The sequence below is a fragment of the Tychonema sp. LEGE 06208 genome (genome assembly GCF_015207505.1).
GTDB lineage: Bacteria > Cyanobacteriota > Cyanobacteriia > Cyanobacteriales > Microcoleaceae > Microcoleus.
Map to the genome: position 1 here is coordinate 1 of NZ_JADEWT010000081.1, position 21,445 is coordinate 21,445.

Here is a 21,445-nt window from a genome sequence, read left to right on the forward strand (position 1 = left end):
TTACTAAGGGGGGGCTAAGACTTCATCTATAGCACATCTTTAGAAAAATGGTATAAGGTTTATTCGATCGCTGATACCTGCCGTAAATTAGCCACAATAATTGTAGGGGCTGGTTAACCAAAAATTGATGACTCAAACCCACAATATCTATAAACCCGCCCGCACGGCGCGACAAAGTTCGATCGCCCGCAATTCAACCGACATCAGATCAGCTATAGCGGTTCTCAAATTTCAACTCTCAATAATCCGAATAACCCACTACTGGCGCACCCTACAATTGCTGCGATCGCCTGCCGTTTCAGCCGCGGGCCTCCTGTCAAACTCAACTTTTGCGGTTACGCGCGATCGGGCGATCGACCATTCCGCAAAAAAAAGTAACATTCTGTAGCCTGTGCTACATTAATTAAGTTAATGATTGCTTACACTCTCCAAGTGTAGGTTGTGTAGTCTCCATAATTCCCCAAAACAATAAACGAGTGCGTTGTTTGCTGGGCTGCGATTTATCGTTGAACCGTTAAAAACCATAAGTAGTTTTGACCAGAATTAATCGGAATTGACTAGCACAAAGTTTTTGAGCTTACCAGGGTTAAAATGAGCTACTAAATCTGTGCAGCGACCACATCTATGATGTTAACTAAAGTTAGTACAGCCTCTTGTCATCTATTTTATTGCTAAAAACTGAAATCCCACCGCATCTATCGAACACTGGATTCTCAGCAACACAGAAAGCGAAGTTATTGCGCCTCGCTCATCCAATTCTTCATATCCTGCCAAAAAAGGCATTCTCCAAAAAGTTAGCCTTGACTAAAAACGTTAGTAAATCTAACAGATTCATCAACGGTTAGACTTGCCCTAACCACTATTTTTCACAACTACTGCTCCCCTAATCCCAATAAAAATAACCATGAGTGGAAACCAATCGCGCGTTCAAGCAATTTCTCAAATCGTCAACCGCCAACTGACCCCACCCAAGCCTCTCAAGCGGTTAGAAGATATGTGGGCAACAGACGTTTTTAGTCTGAGCCAAATGCAAGCAAGACTGCCCAAAAATATTTTCAAATCAGTAAAAAACACCATTCAAACCGGGCAAACCCTCGATCCTTCCGTAGCTGATGTAATTGCAGTAGCAATGAAAGATTGGGCTATTTCCAAAGGAGCCCTGTACTACGCCCACGTATTCTTCCCGCTAACCAACAGCACCGCCGAAAAACACGACGGTTTCATCTCACTCCAAAGCGACGGTTCCGTCATCTCAGAATTTGCAGGTAAACTTTTAGTACAAGGCGAACCCGACGGTTCCTCTTTTCCCAACGGCGGCATTCGCTCCACCGACGCCGCTCGCGGATACACAGCCTGGGATGTCACCAGCCCCGCCTATGTCATGGAAACAGACAACGGCATGACTTTGTGCATTCCCACTGTTTTCATCTCTTGGACAGGTGAAGCCCTAGACAAGAAAACCCCGCTTTTGCGCTCCATTAGCGCCATGAACAAAGCAGCAACCAGAGTCTTAAAACTGTTAGGAAACACCGAAGTTGCACCCGTAAATTCCAGTTGCGGTTGCGAACAAGAATACTTTCTCATAGATTCCAACTTCGGCCACAGCCGCCCAGACTTGCTGCTAGCAGGGCGCACCCTCTTTGGCAAAGCTCCCGCCAAAGGTCAGCAATTTGACGACCACTATTTTGGAGCCATCCCAGAGCGCGTTCAAGTCTTCATGCAAGAAGTAGAAGAAAGAATGTACCGCCTGGGAATTCCGGCCAAAACCCGCCACAACGAAGTAGCACCCGGTCAGTTTGAAATTGCACCAGTTTTTGAAGCAGCAAACGTCGCCAGCGACCACCAACAATTAACCATGACAATTCTCCGCAACACAGCGAAGAAACATGGTTTTATGTGCTTGCTGCACGAGAAGCCCTTCGCGGGAATCAACGGTTCCGGCAAACACGTTAACTGGTCAGTCGGTAACGCCACCCAAGGCAACTTATTAGACCCCGGCGATACACCGCACTCTAACATACAATTCCTAGTATTCTGCGGCGCTGTGATTCGCGGCGTTCACAAATACGGCCCCTTGTTGCGCGCCGTAGTTGCAACTGCCAGCAACGACCACCGTTTGGGTGCCAACGAAGCTCCACCAGCAATTATTTCCGTCTATTTGGGTTCGCAATTAGAAGATATCTTCGAGCAAATTAGCAAGGGAGGAGTTAAGGGTTCTCAATGTCGAGGCATCATGAATTTAGGCGTAGAAACACTGCCTACTTTCATGAAGGATGCCGGCGACAGAAACCGGACTTCGCCCTTTGCCTTTACAGGAAACCGCTTTGAATTCCGTGCAGTAGGTTCCGGTCAATCTGTTTCCGGCCCGCTGGTGGCAATGAATACTATTCTTGCAGATTCTTTGGACTGGGTTGCTAACAAATTAGAAAGCGATTTGGCTAACGGAACTGAACTGAATGCTGCCATCCAAACACTTCTGAAAGAAGTGATGGACGACCACGGCGCAGTGATATTTGGCGGTAACGGCTATTCAGAAAAATGGCACAAAATGGCTGTTGAAGAACGGGGTTTAGCCAACTTGCGGACTACGGCAGATGCTTTGTCGGCGTTGAAGGAAGGATACGTTGAGGACTTGTTTGAAAAGACAGGTGTTCTAACTCCGGTTGAACTAGAAAGCCGTTATGATGTGTATGCAGAGCAGTATTTGCTGGCAATAGAAGTCGAAGCAAAACTTGTACTGAGCATGACAAAAACTCTGATTTATCCGGCAGCGGTGAGCTATTTGTCCGATCTTTCTAACACGATTTATAAGTTGAAAGAAATTGGCATTGAATTGGAAAAGGCAACTGCTGAAAAAGTAGCTGCTCTGGTTAAGTCAATGATGGATACCGCGAGCAAGTTGAGTGATGCTTTGAGCAAGCACGATTTTGCTACAACAGACGAGCATATGCAGTACGCTTCGCAAACAATTCGCCCTTTGATGGATGAGGTTCGCGAGTATGCTGATGCTTTGGAAGCTGAAGTGGCTGATGATTTGTGGCCGCTGCCTACTTATCAAGAAATGCTGTTTGTTAAGTAATCGCAAATAGAGTTAATTTGCAGTTAGAGTTGTAAGCTTTGCTCGTTACCAGGAAGAGCCTGGTAATGCAGATAGGCGAGGAAGAGCCTCCTTTGATATCGCAAGTTACAGGAGAGAAGACTGTAGGAGGTGCTTAATTTATTAAGTTTTCGATCCTTAGAGTTGTAAGGACACGGCAGTGCCGTGTCCTTGTTTTTGAGCTTAAATGAGTGTTACGCTGAATCTGTCAGAGTCATTAAATGCGAGCGAGAGTAAGAGTTGTGAAGATTGTTGAGATATCCTTCAACAAATTTGTCGGCGGAAAAAAAAGTAATATTGCTGAGAAAAGCTATTATGCAAATTCAATCTCTCTTGAAACAAATGACTCTGGCGGCTCTAGCTCTATTTCTTGCGATCGCGTGCAGTCGATCGACTCCGAAGATAGACTCTTCCTCTGAAGCAAGTACCTCCAGCAGCTTTAGAGTGGCAATGCTCACCACAGGCTCCAAAGACAACCAAAGTTGGGATCAAGCTTGCTTTGAAGGATTGAATCTCATCAGAGATAAATTTAACGCTCAGGTAGACGTTACTGATAGTCTTGACGGTGAAAATAGTGAACCGATCATTCGCAAATATGCCCAGTCAGGCTATAACCTGGTAATTGCAGCCAGTGGTGCCTATTCCACAACTGCCGAAAAGGTCGCTAAAGAATTTCCGCGAACAAAATTTGCCCTGATTACAACGCATCCAGGGAATAACAGAAATTTGGGGGCTGTTGCTTTTCGATCGGGTGAGGTGGGCTACCTCACAGGCGCTTTGGCTGCCATGAAGACCAAAAGCCATAAAGTTGGCTATATTGCGGGTGAAGCTTATCCGGTTTACAAAGAAGAAGAAGCCTTGTTTAGGCGGGGAGTGAAAGCAACGAATCCCTCTGTTCAAGCCTCGACGGCTTTTCTCAACTCTTGGGTTGATACGGACAAAGCCATCAAAGTCGCAACGGATATGGTTGCTTCTGGAGTAGATATTTTGGCATTCAACGCAGGTGAGGCAGGGTTAGCCGCCCTAAAAGCCGTTTCGCAAAAGCCAGGAGTCTTTGTGATTGGTAGGACAAAGGATCAGTACGAAGTGGCTCCCGGCAAAGTCCTAACTAGCGTTCTGCAGGACATTCCCCATCTGGTGCTAAATGTGGCAGTGTTAACCCAGCAAGGTCGCTGGGAAGGAAAACTTTACAAGTTTGGCCTCAAGGAAAAAATCTATGACTTTGCCCCTTTCCGTGGTAGTCTCACGTCTCAGGAAGAGGACAATTTTAAGATAATCCGAGAAGCTGTGACGACTGGCAAAATCGATGTTTCTCCTTAGTTTGCCCATTAATTGATTTACCATTATTTGTCCTAAGTCCGATGAAAAATCAACGCAACGAACGCAACGAGCGCGTTCTGCCGATTGCCAGAAGCTGCCGTTATCATCCCTGGCAACGCTTTTTTTCTATTGCAAATCAGCTCCGCTATGGTTTGATATTTTTGGTTCTCCTGAGCTTACTGCCCACTGGTGGCTGGCTGATCTACCTCAGCTTTCAGGCGCAGATCCAGCAATCGCGATCGCTCCAACAAGAGCGCAGTCAGACAGCAGCAGGGCAGATTGATGATTATCTAGATGACTTGAAACAAAAACTGAGCTATTTAGCTAGGGTCAAAGGACTCACAAACTTTCAACCACAAGCGCAGCAGAGCCTGTTGGAAGGGTTGACTCGTCATAATGATGCTTATGAAGCCGTTGCCATTTTGAACCGGAAGGGACAAGTTGTCGCGTCAGTTTCACCCTACCAACCGTTCAAGTTAGAAAATCCAGCCAATTCGCCACTGTTTATTCGTGCCTTTAAACAACAGGAAGATTATGTCAGTCCTGTAGAAATTAATCCTCAAACCCACCAACCAACCACCATTCTGGCGGTTCCAATTCGGAATGAGCGAGATGAGGTGGATGGGGTGCTATTAGCACAGGTAAATCTCAACTTTCTCTGGTTTATTGTTTCCCAAACGGAGGTGGGCAAGACGGGTTATGTCTATGTAGTTGATGAGCGTAATTTTCTCATTGCTCAAAAGGCTCGTAAGCCAGAAACGTTTCAACTTGAAGATATTTCTAAGCGTCCCTTTTTTCAATTCTTGAAAGCATCCGAAGATACTAAGCGCCTTAACGTTTATCAGGGTCTAAAGCAGGTAGAAGTATTGGGAGCCAGTGCCTTAGTTCGGAGCGTGAATTGGAATGTGGTTGTAGAATTGCCAACGGCTGAGGCCTATGCTCCTGTTTACCAGATGCTCTCAGTTATGGGAGGCTCATTGGCGGTGGTGACGCTCGTGGCTGTTGGCATTGGGTATCTATTTATTCGGCAAATTGTGGTGCCGCTACAGCGCTTAACTACGGCAGCTACTGAACTCAGTGCGGGGGAATTAGAGACGCGGGTCAACATCGACAGCCAAAACGAACTGGGGAAATTGGCGATCGCCTTTAACAATATGGCAACCCAGTTAGAGGAACTGATTACAGCAGTTGAAGTAGAACGGAATTTCGTTTCAGCCATTCTTGAAATTGCAGGTGCCGTGGTAGTTGTGCTCGACCCGAAGGGACAAATCGTTCGCTTTAACCGAGCTTGCGAACAAATGACTGATTACTCGTTTAGTGAAGTAAAGGGGTGCTACTTTTGGGATTTGTTTCCGAACTCAGACTTAGCAGGACTTGCCAAAACTACTTTTGAGTCTTTAAAAGCTGGTAATTTTCCCCAGCAATATGAAGGCAGTTGGTTGAGCAAAGATCAACAACTCAGACTGATTGCTTGGTCAGATACTGCTTTAGTAGATAATCAGGGTGAAATTGAGTACATCATCAAAACAGGGATTGACATTACTCAACGAAAACAGGTAGAAGAAGAACTCAAAGCGTCGGAGCAGCGGCTATCTTTTATATTCCGCAAAACTTCACTGGCAGTTGTGGAATGGGATTTAAACTTTAAAGTCACTACCTGGAATCCAGCGGCAGCGAAGATTTTTGGTTACACGGCTACAGAGGCGATCGGACACCATCCCGCAGAATTAATAGTGCCTGCATCTGCCCGAAAGATGGTCGATCAAATTATGAGCGAGTTGTTGATGCAGAGCGAAGGAATGTACAGCGTCAACGAAAATATTACAAAAAACGGCAAAATCATTATTTGCGAATGGTTCAATACGCCTTTAGTAGGGGATGCTGAAAATATTGTGGGAGTTGCATCCTTGGCACTGGATATTACTGAACGCAAGCAAGCCGAAGCTGCTTTAAGGCAAGCAAAAGAGGAAGCTGAGGTTGCACTGAAAACCTTACAGCAAACTCAGGCACAGCTTATTCAGGCAGAGAAAATGTCGGGTTTGGGGCAATTGGTTGCCGGTGTTGCTCACGAAATTAATAATCCAGTCAACTTTATCTATGGCAACCTGAGCCATACTGCGGACTACACGCAAAATTTACTAAAGTTGATTCAGCTTTACCAGCAAACCTATCCAACTAATCCCCAAATTCAGGAAAAAATTGAAGAGTTCGAGCTAGACTTCATTAGTGAAGATTTGCCCAAAATCCTGACTTCAATGAAGGTAGGAGCCGATCGCATTCGTCAAATTGTCCTGTCGCTGCGAAACTTCTCGCGGCTGGATGAGGCAGAAATGAAGCCAGTTGATATCCACGAGGGAATTGACAGCACATTGATGATTTTGCAAAATCGACTGAAGGCAAATCCGGCTCATCCTGCTATTGAAATTGTCAAAGAGTACGGCGACTTACCGCTGGTAGAGTGCTATGCCGGACAGTTGAACCAAGTCTTTATGAATATTCTGGCAAATGCGATCGATGCTTTAGAAAACTACGACAATCAGCGTTCTCCAAAAGACATCCAAAAGCATCCCAGTCGCATCACTATTCGGACTAAGCTAGTCACAAACGAAACTGGGCCCGGTCATTGTAAAAACGTGGTGATTCAAATTCAAGACAATGGGCCTGGAATGACGGAAACTGTTAGACAACAGGTGTTCAATCCCTTTTTCACTACAAAACCAACTGGTAAAGGAACTGGATTAGGGCTATCCATCAGCTATCAAATTGTAGTTGACAAGCACGGTGGCTTCCTCCAGTGCTTTTCTCAACCCCATCAAGGAACAGAGTTCCTAATTGAAATTCCTGTTTTGCAAAACGGTTCTGTAGCACTCGTTGGTAAATAACCGCGATCGCAATTAGACCCATTTCTTTGAGAACCGGGAGGCGAATGAGTAGCAATGGAGACGATCGCCCTTTCTGATTCAAAACCAGCCGATCGCCCCCAACCACCTCAAAACAGACTTAATATCACCCGCTAATCAAACGATTTTCTCGCTAGAAAGTTCCCCGCTAGCAGGAGGCTCTACCGTATCGCCAAAGGCAATCCGCAGAAAAGGCGGCGCTAAAAATGTCGTCAGAATCACCATAATAATAATCGAAACCTCCAGCGGCTTATCCAAAGCCCCGCTAGCCGAACCGATACCGGCAAAAACTAACCCAACTTCGCCCCGAGGAATCATCCCAACTCCGATCGCCAATCGATTGATTCCAGGCTGACCAAACACCGCCCAACCAGTCACCAACTTGCCAAAAATCGCCACCACAATCAAAAACACGGCAATCAAAAGTCCCGCCCGATTATCCGGCACTGTTGGGTTCAAAACTCCCAAATCTGCCCGGGCTCCCACCGTCACAAAAAAGATGGGTACAAACAAATCAGCGACGGGTTTAATCAACTCATCCAACTCATTGCGGGCATCGCTTTCATCTAACACTAAACCAGCCGCAAAAGCACCCAAAATCGCTTCGAGATGAATTGCGTTGCCGATAAACGCCATGAAAAAAGCAAATATAAATGCCGGAATGACGATATTACCGCGAGTTTTGAGTTTATCAACTACTGCGGCAAAGCTTTTATTAAAGATGCCGCCCAACAGAATTGAACCTAGCAAAAATGCAGTTGCACCAATGATTAAATAGATGACATTAACAACATCAATTTCACCTGTTTTCGCTAAACTGGCAACTACCGCCAAGACAATAATTCCCAGCACGTCGTCAATTACTGCCGCCCCGACAATGATTTGACCTTCTTTGGATTTCAGCCGTCCTAATTCAGACAAAACTTTTGAGGTAATTCCGATGCTGGTGGCTGTCAAAGCAGCCCCTGCAAAAATTGCCGGAATCGCCGCCGTGTGAAAAATTATCATCAAGCCCGCAGTACCCGCAACAAAGGGAACTGCTACGCCGACAACAGCGACAAAGGTGGCTTGAATTCCCACTTCTTTGAGTTGTCTGATATCCGACTCCAAACCAATTTCAAACAGTAGAATAATCACCCCCAATTCAGCCAGCACAGAAACGATTTCGCTCTGCGATTCAAACACGCTGGTGACGGCGGCAGGGGACATAGGATTTATTGACTGCAAAACAGTCATAATTCCTGAGTTGGAAGCTGACAGTCCACCTTCGGGAAAAACGATCAGGTTCAAAGCGGATACGCCAACAATCACCCCTGCTACAAGTTCGCCCAAAACTGGTGGAAGATTCAACTTCAGAGCCGCTTCTGCGCCTAATTTGCTGGCCAGATAAATCACTACCAAACTGAGCAGAACTCCGCTCAAGACGATAGGCGAATTTTCGGGATCGAGTGTTGCTAGCAAAGGTATGGGAGTAGTTAAAGATGCTATCCCAGAACTTAAAGCTGTAATTGTTGGGTTAAAAAACATGGTACAATGAAGATAAGAAAGACATTCTAATCAGATAATTTTGGATGCAAACAAACTCAAGGACTCCGGTTTTTTAAAGGCTAGTTGTGCTGATTCAGATGTTCAAGCAAAACTGGAAGAACCCAAATCAGGGGGTACATCTTGCCACCGGCCTTGTCCGACAGCTTGAATTGCTTCTTTTAGCAAGATATCGCCGGTATAAATTGCTCTACCGACGATCGCACTTTTGACACCAATTGGTTCCAAAGCCAACAAACTGAGTAAATCTGCGATCGAACTAACGCCGCCCGATGCAATCACTGGAATCGAAATAGCGTTAGCAATTTCGCGCAAAGATTCCAAGTTCGGCCCTTCCATAGTACCATCGCGGTGAATATCAGTGTAAATAATTTCTGCTGCCCCCAATTCGGCCATTTTTTGCGCCAATTCTGTTGCTAAAACTTCGGAAGTTTCTAACCAACCTCTAGTAGCAACTTTACCGTTTCTGGCATCGATTCCCACCAGAATTTGACCAGGAAATTCGGCGCACAATTCACCGACTAATTCCGGTTGTTCGACAGCAATAGTTCCGAGAATGGCGCGCTTGACTCCTAAATTGAGGATAGCAGCAACAGAAGCGCGATCGCGCATTCCGCCACCTAGTTGACAGGGAACGTCTACGGCGCGGACAATGGCCTCAATGGCTGCTTGATTGACGGGATGACCCGCTTTTGCCCCGTCGAGGTCTACCAAATGCAGCATTGTCGCGCCTTGATTTACCCACTGTCTGGCGACTTCTACCGGATTGTCGTTAAAAGTTTGAGACTTAGCGTAGTCTCCCTGATACAATCTCACGCATTTTCCGTCCAATAGATCGATCGCTGGAATTATATTCATGATTTGGGAATTGGTAATTGTTGACTGTTAACTGTTGACTGTTAACTGTTAACTGTTAACTGTTAAGAGGGCGGGCACGCACCATCCACCGCCCCTACCGACTGATGACTAATGACTAATGACTACTGACTACTGACTAATGACTACTGACTACTGACTACTGACTTCTACATTCGCAACCGCTGTTTAAGTGAAACATAACCGCTGACGATAGAGTTGACCACAAAGGAGTATCAACATCCGCTTTTCGCAAAGCTTCAGCAGTCCAGTCATTGCAAGTTTTCAAAATCGAGTAACTGCTTTTTGCTTCATAAAAACTGTCACTATTATCGTAGCCGTAGCTAATTTTTTTCGGGTGAGCTTCTGCGTCTAATAGGAATGATTTTTCAATATAATTTACCATCCTTAGATAATTTTCTCCACTAAGTTTAACACATTTAGTTTCTTGATTTTGGGGAAAAGCCCGATAACCTTCAACGTGCATCGTAGACGGAGTTGGGAGAAATAGCGCGTTGAAAGCTATAACTGGGTTAATGGTTCCTGACGTGGGAGTTTCCAGCATAAAAGCTCTATCTCCCCAACCAAAAGATAAATATTTGTACTCATGATCGGCATCCCGCCCTATTTTTGTTAACGGTAAATATTGAGACCAGTTAAAGTATTGATTTTTAACGGGGACGATTATTTCAGTGTGGATACCTTGCTTAGCAACTTGTACAGTAACTGTGCAAGTTGTTTGCGATGATTCTCCCCACTTTCTGGGCATCAAGTAGCCGATTGCCGCAAGTACAGAAACTAGGCAGAAATTAAGAATACAAATGCGAAAAATTAACTTTTTATTCAACATTATAACTCTTTCCCCGGTTCGTAATGAGGACTTTAGTCCTTAATAATCGTAAGAATAAGGACGGAAGTCCTTACTACTCACCCAACTTGAGAAGGACTGAAGTCCTTACTACTAACCAACTTTAAAATAACTGAAGTCCTTACTACGAACTATTTTAGCAAACTTTAAACTTGCGGGCGCTGCATCTTTGTCGGAAATAATTTGTGCAGGGTTCCATTGCGCTGTTCGGGGGGTTCCTTGGCCCAACTGGACAAGCTTTCGTAGAAAAAGAATGAAACACCTCCAAAGTTTCTTTTTCGGACTTCTTGCACTTGTTCTTGAATTTGTTGCAGCGGAATTGAATTATTTTTCAAGCCTGTTAAAATGCCGATCGCAGTTGGAATGTGTCCTTTGGCTAATTTAACTTCTTCCCGTTCCAATTCTACGTTAAAACGCTTGAGATCGCTGCGATAAACCTGGACTATAAGTTCTTCGATGTAACCGCGTCTTTCCCAGCTAAACCAGTCCTGCAAGTGGGCTGGTAAAGCAAAGTGCAGAGGGTTCGGAGATAAACTGATAATACATTTTTGTTTACGGGATTTGATAGCGCGGGAAATTCGCCCCATGAAGTCGTTGATTTTGTCGGCGCGCCAGCGCACCCAGAAGGTTTCGCGGGCATCGTTGGAGGGAGGGCTTTTGATTTGTTCCTGATACATTAACACTGTTTGCGGCTCGTAGCCAAATTCTACTGGCAAACCGAAATGATCGTCAAATTGAATGCCATCTAGATCGTAATTATCGACAATTTCTAGGATTAAATCTAAGATAAATTTCTGGACTTCGGCATGAAAAGGATTCAGCCAAACTCGATCGTGGGTGCCTTCTTTCCAAATAGTTGAACCGTCGCGCCTGCGCGCCAGCCAGTCGGGGTGAAGTCGGGCTAATTCCGATTCGGCGGGAGCCATGAAACCAAACTCAAACCACGGGATTACTGCAATACCTTTTTTGTGGGATTGTGCTATAATCTCTTTGAGAATGTCTCGGTCTTTTAATCCTGGTGATGGATCGATCGCCTCTCCGAATACTCGTTTGGCGACAGCGCTGGGATAAAGCGTGTAGCCTCCTTGCCAAACTGTAGGATAAATGGTATTAAAGTTGAGTTTTTCCAGTCTGTTTACAGCGTCAATGATGTTGTTGCGCGAAAAAATAACGTCGCTGTCAATATTAGTCAGCCAAATGCCGCGCAATTCGGTTGTTGGGGTTTTGGGCGGGGTTTGAGCCTCCATTCGGGGGGAGAAAATGGCGGAGGAGGTAAGGGCGATCGCAAAAACAACTATTAAAGCCAGTATCCGCTGCCATTTGTACAGTTTAATCATCAATTTTTCGCAAACACCACAATCTAACATCATACTGTAGGGTGAGCACGCGAGCACCTTAATTTATTCAATTCCCGTCGGGTTTTGTTTGTACAGGATAGGTTTCAACCGCCGAATTTTGCTGCAATTCCCCCTAAGAATAACCAGGCAATTTCATCACTTGGCGGTAGTGCGCTTCAATCTCGCCCACCATTGGCGATTGACGCTGGCTACTCCACTCGCTGCGATCGAATAATTCCCGCCTCAAATCATCAACATCAATCGTTGTCACCTTACCTTCAGCAACAATTTGTTTGCCGTTTACCCAAACACTGTTTACCGCATTTGTCGGACGACCCAAAATTAGCAAACCAATCGGGTCGGTGCGCGGCAACAATGATAAACTGGTTAAATCGTACAGCACAAAATCGGCTTTTTTCCCAACTGTCAGCGAACCGATTTCTTCGGCGACATTCAAGCCTTTCGCTCCGCCCTGCGATGCCATTGCTACAGACTGGCGCGGTGTAATCCAGTGGCGGTAATCCAAATCCGTGATATTGTGTAGAATCGAACCCATTTTAATTGCTTCTAGCAAATCTTGAGAATCGTTGCTAGCAGCGCCATCGCAGCCGAAAGATACATTGACTCCCGCTTGGCGGTATTTCAAAATCGGTGCGATACCACTTCCCAACCGCAGGTTGCTGAGGGGATTGTGTACAACAGTCGATTCAGTTTCTGCTAGAATTGCGATGTCGGAATCTTCCAGCCAGACGCAGTGGGCTAAGGAAGTACGAGGAGTTAAAAAACCGATTTTTTGCAGGTGTTCGACGGCGCTGCAACCGTATTTTTCCTGAGCTAGTTGTTTTTGGGCTGAGGTTTCTAGTAGGTGGGCGTGCAGGCAAAGATTGTAGCGATCGCCCAAATCGACGCAGCCTTCAAACAAAGCATCCGAACACAGTTGAATTCCCGTCGGTGCCAACAACATATTAACACCTATTTCGGGCTTATGAAACTGTTTAATGGCTGATTCCATTAATTCCAAAGTTGCCTTTGTCGAGCGAATGTAAGCCCTGTGTTCGATAGTGCTATCACCCGCAGGCATTCCCGCTGTCAGGGATTCATCTTGAATTAATGGCCCGATAAACGCGCGGATGCCAATTTCTTGATAAGCACGAACTGCGGCGGCGATTGTCTCTAATTCTTGCCCCGGAATTAAAACTAAATGATCGACTACGCTGGTGCCGCCAGATAGCAATGTTTCTACTGCCGTACCGAGGGCGCTCAAGTAAACTTGTTCGGGATCTAAAGGTGTAAAATCGTACAGTTCGGCAATCCACAATTCCAGCGGCAAAGGGGGAATGATGCCGCGCTGCCACATTTCGGAAGAGTGCGTGTGGGCGTTGACAAAACCGGGTAGCAGCAGCTTATTAGTGCCGTCGATTACTGTTCCCACAGCCTCTAAATTTTGGGCGATCGCACTTATGCAATTATCCGCCACCTGCACGTCTGCGGTTTCATAACCACCCTCAACGGGAATTAAAACATTTTGAATTGTAAAGCTCACAGATTGACCCCTTCTGGTGAATTCACATCTATTACTATTGTAATGTTTAATGTCATTTAATCTTCTAGTCAGTGCCTGCTAACCTTAAGTAAGTCAATCGATTTAAACGTAAAATATGAATCCTGATTCTCTCCGTACCTTGGGCGTGCCGCCGAATGCTTGGAAAGTTGATGAAAAAATTGCCGACATCACCCGATCGCCGATCGCGCCTCAACCTGTTACCCTAGAAACAGAAACGAAAACCCTGCGTTTGGATTTAGCAAAAGCAGCAATGTTGGTGATAGATATGCAAAATGATTTTTGTCACCCCGACGGTTGGCTAGCACATATTGGCGTGGATATAACCCCCGCCCAAACTCCAATTAATCCTTTAAAAAAATTGCTGCCCAAATTGCGATCGCACGCTATGCCAATTATTTGGATCAACTGGGGAAACCGCCCCGATTTACTCAACATTAGTGCAGCTTCCCGTCACGTTTACAATCCCACAGGCGACGGCGTAGGTTTGGGAGATCCCCTGCCAAAAAACGGCGCATCTGTGTTGATGGCGGGGAGTTGGGCGGCGCAGGTTGTCGATGAATTAGAACAAAAACCAGAGGATATTTGCATTGACAAATATCGGATGAGCGCCTTTTGGGATACTCCTTTAGATAGTATATTGCGAAACCTCGGCAAAACTACACTTTTTTTCGGAGGAGTAAACGCCGATCAGTGCGTCATGGCTACACTGCAAGATGCTAATTTCCTCGGTTACGACTGTATTTTAGTCAAAGATTGTACAGCTACCACATCTCCAGAGTATTGCTGGCAAGCTACTCTTTATAATGTTAAACAATGTTTTGGTTTTTTGTCGGATTCTCAGGCTATGTTAGAAGCAATTAAATAACAGTCAGTAGTCAGTAGTCAGTAGTCAGTAGTCAGTAGTCATTAGTCATTAGTCATTAGTCATTAGTTAGTAGTCATTGGGCATTGGGCATTGGGCATAGGGAATAGGGCATAGGGAATAGGGCATAGGGCATAGGGCATTGGGCATTGGGCATTGGGCATTGAGAATCGGAGCAAAAAGCATTGGGCCTCTATAGCATTGTTATTTGTCTGATATTATTTGTGAGTGGCCACCAATAACAAATAACCAATAACTAATAACAACAACCAACAACCAACAACCAATAACCAACAACCAACAACCAATAACCAACAACCAACAACCAATAACCAATAACCAACAACCAATAACCAATAACCAATAACCAACAACCAATAACTAATAACCAATAACTAATAACTAATAACCAATAACTACTGACTTCAACCATAACTAACAATAAAAAAAATGACAAACCAGTGCATGATTCCGGTGATGAAATCTCCGAAAGATTACCAAGCATTTCGCATCAGTCCGGGCGATACTAATAGATTAGCTATCGTCTTCGATCCGGTAATAGCTAATGTTTCCTTAACTGTTTGCATCGAAATCTTCGATGCGGGTGGCAAAACTCCTCCTAACCGCCATCAATTTGCAGTAGAAATGTTTTTTGTACTCAAAGGAACAGGGGAAGCAACCTGCGACGGCAAAACAGTTAGTATTAAACCGGGTGATAGTTTGTTAGTGCCTCCAACCGGTACTCATGTAATTAAAAATACGGGCAATGAACGTTTGTACACTTTGTGCATTATGGTGCCGAATGAGGATTTTGTGGAACTAATTCGCAGCGGTACGCCAGTGGAACTCGATGAGGAAGATATGAGGGTTCTCGGGCGATCGGATGTACTGGTGGCGTGCTAAGTTTATAGTGAGGATTACCGTCAGCAAACAGAAAAAATGACTGGCGCGGCTCCGGGTGCAGCGCGGGCGATCGGTGCTAAAATTAAGACGCTGACAGTAAGTTGCGGCGGAAGTTTTCCTTGTCGAATTGTACTGCGGCGCAACGAAGGCAAAAAATCCGGTTTCTTTGAAAAATTGTCGCTAATAGCGAAATATTTTGGTACAGAAACCGAGTTTTTGACCCCGCATTTGTAAGTTTTGTACCAGTCGCACTTAAAACCAATCTAATTATGAGCGTTATCTTTCACATCACCCGCAGCCAAGAGTGGGAACAAGCCAAACAAGTGCAATTCTATCGCGGGGATACGCTAGATACTGAAGGATTTATCCACTGTTCGACTTTGCCGCAAGTTGTGAAATCTGCTAATAAATTTTTTGGTGGACAAACAGGATTGTTGCTGCTGTGGATTGATTCGGAGAAAGTGGAATCTGAAGTTAAGTATGAATTTGCCGCTGGTGAAGATTACCCCCACATTTACGGGCCGCTGAATGTTGATGCTGTGTTGCAATTTTTTGAGTTGGAAGCGGGTGCAGATGGTAAGTTTCAATTGCCGGCGGAATTAACAGCCAGCCTTAAATAAACTTATTGCATTGTTTTTTGATTGATAATTCAACTGCAGATGTCAAGCAGGTGCAACACAGATGCAACGCAGATTAATGTAGGCGCATTTACTGATTGTCGCTGGGGCTAGTTTCTAGATATTTGGGATGTGAATTACAGATGGTTGGTAAACTGGCTTCTAGCAAGATTGTTGTTGCGATATTTCCCAAATATTAATCAACTTCAATCAAGTCGGCGGCCAGTTTCAGCGCCTCTTCGCGAGTCGCAATTATCCCTTCTACCCGCGCTAATTGAATCTCCATTAATAATTGACCGATGAGCGGACTTCTGGGAATTTTCAAAGATTCCATTAATTCATTGCCGCTAACTAATTGGGTGGGATGAGCGATAATGTCATCGGCATTGAGGTAGCGATTAATTAGCAGGGAAATATCATCAACTGCGACTCCCGCCGCTAGGGCTAAAACTGCTAAAGCTGGAAATACTATTCCTACATCCCGAAACAAAAAATATTGTTTTCGCAGGGACATTTCTGCAATCGGTTTTGCTTGCAGTTTGGGCAAGTATTTCAAAAGCCCGATCGCACTTTTAATCTCTGCATTGCTGTACTTCAACCGCAGCAACTCTGTTTCAGCGATTGTCGGGTCGGAATTTGCTAAAATAGCTAACTTCCCAACTGCCAACAACGGCGTTTTAATTGTATCTCGAATCGATCGCCCAAATTCTCTCCCCAAGTCTGGATAAATTGCTGCCAAATCAGCAGCACAGGAGTCGATTTTTGTCAAGATATCGAAACGGTCGATCGCACTTGCAAACCAAATCGAAAACAAACCATCTTCGCAACCGCGACAAATCCAAGGAATACCGTTATGATTGCTCAACAAATAACCTAATTCCGTCCGCACCCGTTCCACCGCCACCCGACTCAACAGCGGCGCTAATTCTCGAATCGCCTCCAAAGTTTCCGGCTCGATCGCAAAACCCAACTGCGCCGCTTGGCGGTAAGCTCTTAATAACCTCAGCGGATCGTCTTCCAAATTCGATCGCGAAATCATCCGCAGCAAACCCAACCGCAAATCAGTTTGACCGTCCAAAGGATCGATGATTTCTCCGGTAAAAGGATTGCAGGCGATCGCATTTATCCGAAAATCCCGGCGCAACAAATCCCCCTCCAGACTCCCCCCCAAAGCCTCCGCAAAATCCGCCGTACCGCCCGCAAACACCACCCGCGCAATCTGTCGTTCCGCATCCAACAAGACAAATCCGCCTTTGGTGCGATCGGCAATGTTTCGAGCAGTCTTCACCGCCCGTGTTAGCATAACGAAATCCAAATCAAAATAGTGCGATCGGCGTCCCAGCAGCGCATCCCGCACCGCACCGCCCACCAGATAAACAGGCGGTGTCAGCAGTTCCAAATCGAACGGCCAAGTCTCAGGAGATAGCGCAGTTGGCAAATTAATCGGCATCGCAACAAAAATCTACTTTCCTTACAAACCATTAAACTCTTGCTAAGCTAGATTAACAGAAAGCTCAGAATTCACCAATTTTTTTGAAATGCACAGAGGATATCAAGAATGTGTATTTGTATTAACTGCCACTATGTAGACCGCTGCTTCACCTACCACGCCGTAGAAGAACAGCACGAACAGATTCACCTCACCGAAACACCAGATTTTGACCCCGTAGAACCCACCATCAACGTCAACATCCGCCCCCGCCAAGACGAAATAGAAATGGAATGGGATGTAGTCGGCTGTGAAAGTTTTAAGCAAGAGACCGGCAAATGGGCCTCATTGCGGCCGGGCGAACTCGTACCGACTTAAGTTAGTTGGCAGTTGGCAATTGGCAATTGGCAGTTGGCAGTTGGCAGTTGTTAGTTGGCAGTTGTTAGTTGTTAGTTGTTAGTTGGTAGGGGGGGTGGATGGTGCGTGCGGGCCCTCTTAGTTGTTAGTTGTTAACAATTCACCAGTAACAACTAACCAATAACCAATAACCAATAACCAATAACAACTAACCAATAACAACTAACCAATAACCAATAACCAATAACCAATAACAACTAACCAATAACAACTAACCAATAACCAATAACCAATAACAAACAACAGTAAACAATTAAAAATCCAAAATATAAAATATAAAATCCAATGTCCTATTGCTTAAACCCAACTTGTCAGAATCCGCAAAATTCAGGGGATGCAGAATTGTGCCAAAGTTGCGGATCGAAATTGTTGTTAACTAACGAAAACTCGGCATCAGCATCTCGCTACCGTACCATAAAGGCGATCGGACAAGGAGGCTTTGGTAGAACTTTCCTAGCAGTTGATGAAACAAAACCCCTGATTTTTTCGCAGTGCGTAATCAAGCAATTTTTGCCGCAAAACACCGCAGCCGAAAAAGCCGCCCAACTATTTCAGCAAGAAGCATCCCAGCTAGAAATTTTGGGAAAACATCCCCAGATTCCAGAATTAATCGCCCATTTTGAACAAGACGGGAGACAGTATTTAGTACAAGAATTTATAGACGGCAAAAACCTAGCCAGAGAATTAGAACAAAAAGAAGCATTCACCGAAACTCAAATTCGGAAACTCCTCAACGATTTATTACCAGTGCTCCACTTCGTCCACAAATCCAAAGTCATTCACCGGGATATTAAACCAGAAAATATCATTCGCCGCCGCCTATCTCCAACTCCCTTACCAGCCTTAGAAAGTTCCTATCAACCCTCTCCTTTCCAAAAAGATATCGTTTTAGTAGACTTTGGTGCAGCTAAGAAAGTGACAACAACCGGCTTGCCACAAACAGGTACAATTATAGGCAGCGCTGCTTATATAGCCCCAGAACAATTGATGGGAAAAGCAGTTTTTGCTAGCGACATCTATAGTTTGGGCGTTACTTGCATTCACTTGCTGACTCACATTCCTCCCTTCGACTTGTTCGACAGCGCCGAGGATTCTTGGGCTTGGCGAAATTATTTGAAGACTGCTGTTAGCGACGATTTCGGCCGCATCCTCGACACCATGCTCCAAAGTGCCACCAACCGGCGCTACAATTCAGCATCAGCGGTCATCCGGCACTTAAACCCCAAGCCGGTGTATTTAGAGGGACAGCCTGTGCTGGATGCGCCGAAAACGTCCGCAGAACGGGTGGTGACACCTGCGCCCGGTGTGTCGCTTTTCACTCGCCAACAGCAAGCCGAAATTCAGCAAGCTTTGCAAGATGCGATCGCCCCATACAATGTTACAATCCAAGTCAGTCAAGCCAAACAAAAACTAAATATCGTCATCAACCGAACCGAAGACAACCCCATTTACTACCCGCACCTATCCCAAATAATTGCCACCCGGTTAACCGATTTGCAGTTAAATCAAATCACAGCCATTAAGCTATTGGGAAGAGTCAACAATTCTCGCATCCCAGAGTGGAAGGAAGTATTGCAAATCGATCCCAAGATTAAACTAAGAAACAAAATCGTGCGACTGCACCAAAATCAATTAATCAACAAAATCGCCCCTGTTGCTACCCAAGAATTTTGGCTACCGAAGTTAAAAAATACGGATTTTTGGATCGATTCGCTAATGTTTGCTTTGGTTTGGTTTATCTTTGGCTCTCAAATAGTCATTTTTAATTCAATATTTGCACTAATAGTTGCATCGGGTTTTATGACGGTAAAACATCAAGTTTCTCAAAATAAAGAATTTGCAAATAAAAATTTATTTGCCAGTTTGGTCCTGCTGTTTCTGATAACTGGTGGTATGGGTAATTCCAGAATTTTAAATACGGGAATATTTGGCGTTATTTTGGGTTGTTTGGTTGTCGCTTTGCCCTTGTTTTTTGTAAAGGAAAATTATCATTAATCGTGAATAGCAATCCCCAAGACAGAATATCAGTTAAAAAATACGGCCTAGCCCTGCACACGGCAACTCCCGAATTAGGTTTAGCAATTAGCAATTTTTCCGGCGACTCTCGCTGCCAAACTTGGAATTTGGGCCGCAGTTTAGCAACGGATTTGCACCAGCATTTAATCGAGTTTATCCAGCCACAAACTTGGGCGGATTTGGCTTTTATTGCAGTGGCGAAGGGGCCCGGAGGTTTCACCGGCACTCGCATGGGTATGGTGACGGCGCGGACTTTGGCTCAACAATTGGATATTCCGGTTTTTGCGATTTCAACTTTGGCGGCTGTGGCTTGGTTGGAACCCCCCCAACCCCCCCTTGCTAAGGGGGGGCTTTTGAGTGAGGAATTACCCCTTGATAAGGGGGAGGTTTTGGATATCGCGCTGCAAATGCCTGCAGGGCGCGGGGAATTGTTTGGGGCGGTTTATGCAGCTAACAGTAATTCTGGTGTAACTGAGTTGTTTACAGATACGGTAATGACGGCGGAATCTTGGCAGAAAAAGTTGGAAAGTTGGGAAAATTCCTATCGATTGATTGAAGTTGGCAGCGAATTGGGTGCGTCGGTTTCTGGTGTGTTGGAATTGGCTTATTTGCAGTGGAAACAAGGAAGTCGCCCTGAGTGGTGGGATGCTTTGCCTTATTACGGGCAACATCCCGTGAAGGGACAATAGACTTGAATTGCAAAATTAGAAAAACATCCTAAAATTATCTGTGTTTATCTGCCTGAAATCTGCGGTTTTCGTATCAGATCGTTTCCGCTTGCATCGGAAACGATCTGAGGACGAAAAACTCTACAATTGTAATTTATGGTATCACAACCGGGCCGGCTAGCGGTTCTTGACTTAACTCTTTTTCCCCAATAGACTCTAACAATTTATTCCAGTCACTTCTCAATTTTTCATCGCTTGGAGAAGCTAACAGCAAATTGCCCAAACGAGTCAATGAATCGTACCAAATATCAGGTGCGGCTGCATTAATCAGACGCTCTGTTTCAGCAGTTGTGGCTACCCTTTTCAGTCCTCCTTGGGCTGTCAAATCGGCTAGATTGTTTGTATTGTTTTTGCAGTATATTCTCAAATACCAACGATAAGATTGCTCTGTTTGTAAAGCATAGTTTGGAGATGTAGGTAAACTAATATTCACAATGCCAGGAGTTTTAGGTGGCTGGAAAGAAGTTTTGTAAATTAAGGTTTTTTCGTCTTGAGTGACTAGGACAAATTCTCCTTTTTTTATCTCTTCGGCAGCATAGGGAATGTAAAACCAAAAGGTAGGATGGGCAGAAGTTGTGAATACTGGATTTTGGCGGGGTACTAGCAGGGCGAGTATTTTATTTGTGCTTTTGCATGATTTTGATGGGTCGAGACCGCCACCAGGTCTAGTATTAGAATCGGGTGGTGTGCTAGTTGTCGATACTTTTGATCCGGCCCCTGGTGTAGTGTTTTTGTCGGGCTGCTTGACTGGTGTTTTTACCTTCGGTTTGCTGTTGGATTTGGCGTTTTGCCCGATCGCACTTGAATGATTTTCCAGCAAACCATTGTCTGCTAAAATAGCCAGATTAGCAGAATTTGACATCGCTGATGTAGCATCGATCGCCAAAATGAAACCCAACACTAACTGCAATTGCATTTTATACATAAAACCTCTCATCTCTCCCAGTCCGTAGAGGCGGATTTTGCCTGTACGGGCGCGGTTTTAAA

General features: G+C 45.0%; 19 protein-coding genes. 11 read left to right on the forward strand and 8 right to left on the reverse strand.

All coding sequences use genetic code 11. The annotated features are described in order from the left end of the window. The first annotated feature begins 127 nt into the window (after nt 1-127). From IQ263_RS19610 to IQ263_RS19625, 4 genes are all read left to right on the forward strand, one after another. A complete protein-coding gene (locus tag IQ263_RS19610; protein WP_194069486.1) occupies nt 128-388 on the forward strand; it encodes a hypothetical protein in 261 nt (86 codons plus the stop codon). Between the two features lie 516 nt (nt 389-904). Continuing rightward, nucleotides 905-3,079 carry a glutamine synthetase III family protein gene (locus IQ263_RS19615; protein ID WP_194069488.1) on the forward strand — a complete coding sequence of 725 codons (2,175 nt, stop codon included), beginning with the start codon at nt 905-907 and terminating at the stop codon, nt 3,077-3,079. A 333-nt stretch (nt 3,080-3,412) separates the two neighbouring features. Next, on the forward strand, nt 3,413-4,417 hold the full coding sequence (locus tag IQ263_RS19620; RefSeq protein WP_228050202.1) for a BMP family protein: 1,005 nt from the start codon (nt 3,413-3,415) through the stop codon (nt 4,415-4,417). A gap of 41 nt (nt 4,418-4,458) precedes the next feature. Continuing rightward, nucleotides 4,459-7,299: a PAS domain S-box protein gene (locus IQ263_RS19625; protein WP_194069490.1), complete on the forward strand. Its 2,841-nt coding sequence runs from the start codon at nt 4,459-4,461 to the stop codon at nt 7,297-7,299. A 135-nt stretch (nt 7,300-7,434) separates the two neighbouring features. Here IQ263_RS19625 and IQ263_RS19630 read toward each other — a convergent pair whose 3' ends face one another. The 5 genes from IQ263_RS19630 to IQ263_RS19650 all read right to left on the reverse strand — a co-directional run bounded on the left by IQ263_RS19630 (nt 7,435) and on the right by IQ263_RS19650 (nt 13,465). Next, entirely contained in the window at nt 7,435-8,844 is a 1,410-nt protein-coding gene (locus tag IQ263_RS19630; RefSeq protein ID WP_194069492.1) for a cation:proton antiporter, read from the reverse strand. A gap of 102 nt (nt 8,845-8,946) precedes the next feature. Then, nucleotides 8,947-9,720 carry a 1-(5-phosphoribosyl)-5-[(5-phosphoribosylamino)methylideneamino]imidazole-4-carboxamide isomerase gene (gene hisA, locus IQ263_RS19635; RefSeq protein ID WP_194069494.1) on the reverse strand — a complete coding sequence of 258 codons (774 nt, stop codon included), beginning with the start codon at nt 9,718-9,720 and terminating at the stop codon, nt 8,947-8,949. A 157-nt stretch (nt 9,721-9,877) separates the two neighbouring features. Next, nucleotides 9,878-10,567, reverse strand: a complete 690-nt coding sequence (locus IQ263_RS19640) for a TIGR02117 family protein (protein WP_194069496.1) — start codon at nt 10,565-10,567, stop codon at nt 9,878-9,880. A 164-nt stretch (nt 10,568-10,731) separates the two neighbouring features. Next, nucleotides 10,732-11,922, reverse strand: coding sequence for a glycoside hydrolase family 10-like protein (locus tag IQ263_RS19645; protein WP_194069498.1), 1,191 nt, complete (start codon nt 11,920-11,922; stop codon nt 10,732-10,734). A gap of 133 nt (nt 11,923-12,055) precedes the next feature. Further along, the gene (locus IQ263_RS19650; protein ID WP_194069500.1) at nt 12,056-13,465 is read right to left on the reverse strand and encodes an amidohydrolase; all 1,410 of its coding nucleotides are present in this window, start codon (nt 13,463-13,465) and stop codon (nt 12,056-12,058) included. 115 nt (nt 13,466-13,580) lie between these two features. Between IQ263_RS19650 and IQ263_RS19655 the strand changes: the two genes are divergently transcribed. Next, complete coding sequence (locus tag IQ263_RS19655) at nt 13,581-14,351, forward strand: cysteine hydrolase family protein (protein WP_194069501.1); 771 nt, start codon at nt 13,581-13,583, stop codon at nt 14,349-14,351. Between the two features lie 253 nt (nt 14,352-14,604). Here IQ263_RS19655 and IQ263_RS19660 read toward each other — a convergent pair whose 3' ends face one another. Next, nucleotides 14,605-14,781 (reverse strand): hypothetical protein, encoded by a 177-nt coding sequence (locus IQ263_RS19660; RefSeq protein WP_194069503.1) that lies wholly within the window; start codon nt 14,779-14,781, stop codon nt 14,605-14,607. A gap of 32 nt (nt 14,782-14,813) precedes the next feature. On the opposite strand from IQ263_RS19660, the gene IQ263_RS19665 reads away from it, so the two are divergent. The 3 genes from IQ263_RS19665 to IQ263_RS19675 are packed head-to-tail and all read left to right on the forward strand — an operon-like array spanning nt 14,814 to nt 15,871. Next, a complete protein-coding gene (locus tag IQ263_RS19665) occupies nt 14,814-15,251 on the forward strand; it encodes a cupin domain-containing protein (RefSeq protein WP_442922539.1) in 438 nt (145 codons plus the stop codon). Nucleotides 15,252-15,287: 36 nt separating this feature from the next. Continuing rightward, nucleotides 15,288-15,485, forward strand: coding sequence for a hypothetical protein (locus IQ263_RS19670; protein WP_194069507.1), 198 nt, complete (start codon nt 15,288-15,290; stop codon nt 15,483-15,485). A 35-nt stretch (nt 15,486-15,520) separates the two neighbouring features. Next, a complete protein-coding gene (locus IQ263_RS19675; protein ID WP_194069509.1) occupies nt 15,521-15,871 on the forward strand; it encodes a DUF952 domain-containing protein in 351 nt (116 codons plus the stop codon). A 193-nt stretch (nt 15,872-16,064) separates the two neighbouring features. Here IQ263_RS19675 and IQ263_RS19680 read toward each other — a convergent pair whose 3' ends face one another. Next, a complete protein-coding gene (locus IQ263_RS19680) occupies nt 16,065-17,318 on the reverse strand; it encodes a CCA tRNA nucleotidyltransferase (RefSeq protein ID WP_194069511.1) in 1,254 nt (417 codons plus the stop codon). Between the two features lie 108 nt (nt 17,319-17,426). On the opposite strand from IQ263_RS19680, the gene IQ263_RS19685 reads away from it, so the two are divergent. The 3 genes from IQ263_RS19685 to tsaB all read left to right on the forward strand — a co-directional run bounded on the left by IQ263_RS19685 (nt 17,427) and on the right by tsaB (nt 20,419). Continuing rightward, complete coding sequence (locus IQ263_RS19685) at nt 17,427-17,675, forward strand: Ycf34 family protein (RefSeq protein WP_194069513.1); 249 nt, start codon at nt 17,427-17,429, stop codon at nt 17,673-17,675. Between the two features lie 324 nt (nt 17,676-17,999). Continuing rightward, nucleotides 18,000-19,709 carry a serine/threonine-protein kinase gene (locus tag IQ263_RS19690; RefSeq protein ID WP_194069515.1) on the forward strand — a complete coding sequence of 570 codons (1,710 nt, stop codon included), beginning with the start codon at nt 18,000-18,002 and terminating at the stop codon, nt 19,707-19,709. A gap of 2 nt (nt 19,710-19,711) precedes the next feature. Next, nucleotides 19,712-20,419, forward strand: a complete 708-nt coding sequence (gene tsaB / locus IQ263_RS19695) for a tRNA (adenosine(37)-N6)-threonylcarbamoyltransferase complex dimerization subunit type 1 TsaB (protein WP_194069517.1) — start codon at nt 19,712-19,714, stop codon at nt 20,417-20,419. A 133-nt stretch (nt 20,420-20,552) separates the two neighbouring features. Here the strand turns inward: tsaB and IQ263_RS19700 are convergent, their stop codons facing one another. After that, a complete protein-coding gene (locus IQ263_RS19700) occupies nt 20,553-21,383 on the reverse strand; it encodes a DUF928 domain-containing protein (RefSeq protein ID WP_194012804.1) in 831 nt (276 codons plus the stop codon). Between the last annotated feature and the right edge of the window lie 62 nt (nt 21,384-21,445).